Here is a 2,170-nt window from a genome sequence, read left to right on the forward strand (position 1 = left end):
GCGACGACAAGATCCGCAGCACGGCCGCGGAGATCGGCATGCGCCCCCCTGGCAGGGCGGGGCACCCGGCGCCGGTCCGGGGGGTCAGCGGCTGTAGCGCATGAACGCCCGGACCATGTGGCAGGTGGTGTCGGACGGCGGGCGCATGCCGATCTCCGCGGCCGTGCTGCGGATCTTGTCGTCGCGGGCCTGGGCCGGGAGGTAGATGCCCGAGTCGAGCAGGGCTATGGCGAGGCGCATGGCCTTCAGGCGGCGGTTGTGGGTGACGTACCACTCGCGCGGGCGTCCGGCCGGCAGGGGCCGCTTCGCCACCGGCTCGTAGGGGGAGTCGAACAGCACGGGGTGCTGGGCGGTGGACTGGGTGGGCAACGGCTTCGGCTTCAGGGCGGCAGCGGGCACGGGCATCCTCCTGTCGCGGTCAGGGCACCGGCCGGACAGCCCGGCGATGCCCTCGAACACTGCTTCCAGTCTACTGCCCGGCACTGACAACGACAGGGCCGCGAGGACTGACAAATCCCCAGCTCAGCACGGAAACTGTCGTCGTGTCACGCCAGTTTCCGAAGGGGTGGATGAGCCGGCGTCGATTCGAACACACCGCAGCGCGGCGGGCGATGCTACTGTTTCGGAAACAGAAGCATCGGACAGATTGCGCGGACGGCATGACGACACCCAGGCCCGGCCGGCCGGTCCGGGGCTCGGCCACGGGCCGCCCCCTGATGGCGGCACTCGACCTGTTCGGGCGGCGCTGGACCCTGCGCATCCTCTGGGAACTCCACGAGGGACCCACCGGCTTCCGCGCACTGCAGCAGCGCTGCGACGGCATGTCCTCCAGCGTGCTGCGCGGGCGGCTCCGCGAACTGACCGAGGCGGGCCTCGTGACCCAGCAGGACGGCACGGAGTACACCCTCACACCGCTCGGCCGGGAGGCGTACACCGCCCTGCGGCCGCTGGTCCGCTGGTCGGGCCGGTGGGCGGAGGCCCTCGCCGAGGGCGCGCAGGAGCGTCCGGGCACCGGCGACTGACCCCGCCCGTCCACGCCCCCCTCCCCGGAACGCCCCGTTCACCTTCCCGGACCCTCTTGCGCTTCTGAAATCGAAGCACCAGGATGATTCGGAAATCGAAGCAGGAGGTGTTGTCGCATGCCGCGCATCGAACCGCTCTCCCCGCCCTGTCCCGCCCCGATAGACCGGGCGCTGCGCCGCTGGATGCCGCCGGGCGTCGGGCACGAACCGATCGCCCTGTTCCGGGTGCTGCACCGCAACCCCGAGCTCGCCTCGCGGATGTTCGCCCTGGGCGCCGGACTGCTGGGCCACGGGCTGCTGCCCGCCCTGGACCGTGAGGTCGTCATCGCCCGGGTCACCGCGCGCGCCGGATGCGCCTACGAGTGGGGCGTGCACGCCGCCGCCTTCGCCGGACAGGTCGGCCTCGGTCCGGAGCAGCTCCGGGCGACGACCGAGCCGGACCCCACCGCCGGCGCCACCTGGGCGCCGCGCCACCGGGCCCTGCTCGACGCGGTCGACGAACTGCACGACACGGCCCGCCTCTCGCACGCCGCCTGGGACGGCCTGCGCGCCCACTACGACGACGCCCGACTGCTGGAGTTCCTGGTCCTGGCAGGCTGGTACCGGACCATCAGCCAGCTGGCCAACGGTCTGCTCCTGGACGCCGAGCCCTGGGCCACCACATACCCGGCCCAAGGACACCCGCATGCCTGACAACGCCGCACCACACCCGACCATCGTGCACGCCTGCACACGCCACAGCACGGGCGGCAGCCCCACCGCGGTCCTCCCGGACACCGGCCCGGACGACGCGACCCGGCGAGCGGTTCCGGTCCCCGCGAACCGGTACCGGACCATCAGCCAGCCGGCCAACGGTCTACTCCTGGACGCCGAGCCCTGGGCCACCGCATACCCGGCCGAAGGACCCCCGCATGCCTGACAACGCCGCACCACACCCGACCATCGTGCACGCCTGCACACGCCACAGCACGGGCGGCAGCCCCACCGCAGTCCTCCCGGACACCGACCCGGACGACGTGACCCGGCGAGCGGTTCCGGTCCCCGCGAACCGGTACCGGACCATCAGCCAGCCGGCCAACGGTCTGCTCCTGGACGCCGAGCCCTGGGCCACCACATTCCCGGCCCAAGGACACCCGCATGCCTGACAA

5 protein-coding genes are annotated in these 2,170 nt (G+C 72.5%); 4 read left to right on the forward strand and 1 reads right to left on the reverse strand.

Going from position 1 to position 2,170, the window contains the following annotated elements:
* Positions 1 to 84 precede the first annotated feature (84 nt).
* Positions 85 to 399 (reverse strand): hypothetical protein, encoded by a 315-nt coding sequence (locus tag ABT288_RS34730; RefSeq protein WP_351616500.1) that lies wholly within the window; start codon positions 397 to 399, stop codon positions 85 to 87.
* A 260-nt stretch (positions 400 to 659) separates the two neighbouring features.
* On the opposite strand from ABT288_RS34730, the gene ABT288_RS34735 reads away from it, so the two are divergent.
* The 4 genes from ABT288_RS34735 to ABT288_RS34750 all read left to right on the forward strand — a co-directional run bounded on the left by ABT288_RS34735 (position 660) and on the right by ABT288_RS34750 (position 2,167).
* Entirely contained in the window at positions 660 to 1,022 is a 363-nt protein-coding gene (locus ABT288_RS34735) for a winged helix-turn-helix transcriptional regulator (protein WP_351616502.1), read from the forward strand.
* A gap of 117 nt (positions 1,023 to 1,139) precedes the next feature.
* Complete coding sequence (locus ABT288_RS34740; RefSeq protein ID WP_351616504.1) at positions 1,140 to 1,715, forward strand: carboxymuconolactone decarboxylase family protein; 576 nt, start codon at positions 1,140 to 1,142, stop codon at positions 1,713 to 1,715.
* Positions 1,708 to 1,941, forward strand: coding sequence for a hypothetical protein (locus ABT288_RS34745; RefSeq protein ID WP_351616506.1), 234 nt, complete (start codon positions 1,708 to 1,710; stop codon positions 1,939 to 1,941). The genes ABT288_RS34740 and ABT288_RS34745 overlap by 8 nt, the downstream gene beginning before the upstream one ends.
* On the forward strand, positions 1,934 to 2,167 hold the full coding sequence (locus tag ABT288_RS34750) for a hypothetical protein (protein WP_351616508.1): 234 nt from the start codon (positions 1,934 to 1,936) through the stop codon (positions 2,165 to 2,167). Before ABT288_RS34745 ends, ABT288_RS34750 begins: the two co-directional genes overlap by 8 nt.
* Positions 2,168 to 2,170: the final 3 nt, after the last annotated feature.

Source organism: Streptomyces sp. NPDC001093, assembly GCF_040298985.1.
Lineage (GTDB): Bacteria > Actinomycetota > Actinomycetes > Streptomycetales > Streptomycetaceae > Streptomyces.

What these genes read in the sequence shown, in the direction of transcription:
- ABT288_RS34745 (WP_351616506.1), top strand. Translation starts at nt 1,708, where the DNA reads ATGCCTGACAACGCCGCACCACACCCGACCATCGTGCACGCCTGCACA.
- ABT288_RS34750 (WP_351616508.1), top strand. Translation starts at nt 1,934, where the DNA reads ATGCCTGACAACGCCGCACCACACCCGACCATCGTGCACGCCTGCACA.
- ABT288_RS34735 (WP_351616502.1), top strand. Translation starts at nt 660, where the DNA reads ATGACGACACCCAGGCCCGGCCGGCCGGTCCGGGGCTCGGCCACGGGC.
- ABT288_RS34740 (WP_351616504.1), top strand. Translation starts at nt 1,140, where the DNA reads ATGCCGCGCATCGAACCGCTCTCCCCGCCCTGTCCCGCCCCGATAGAC.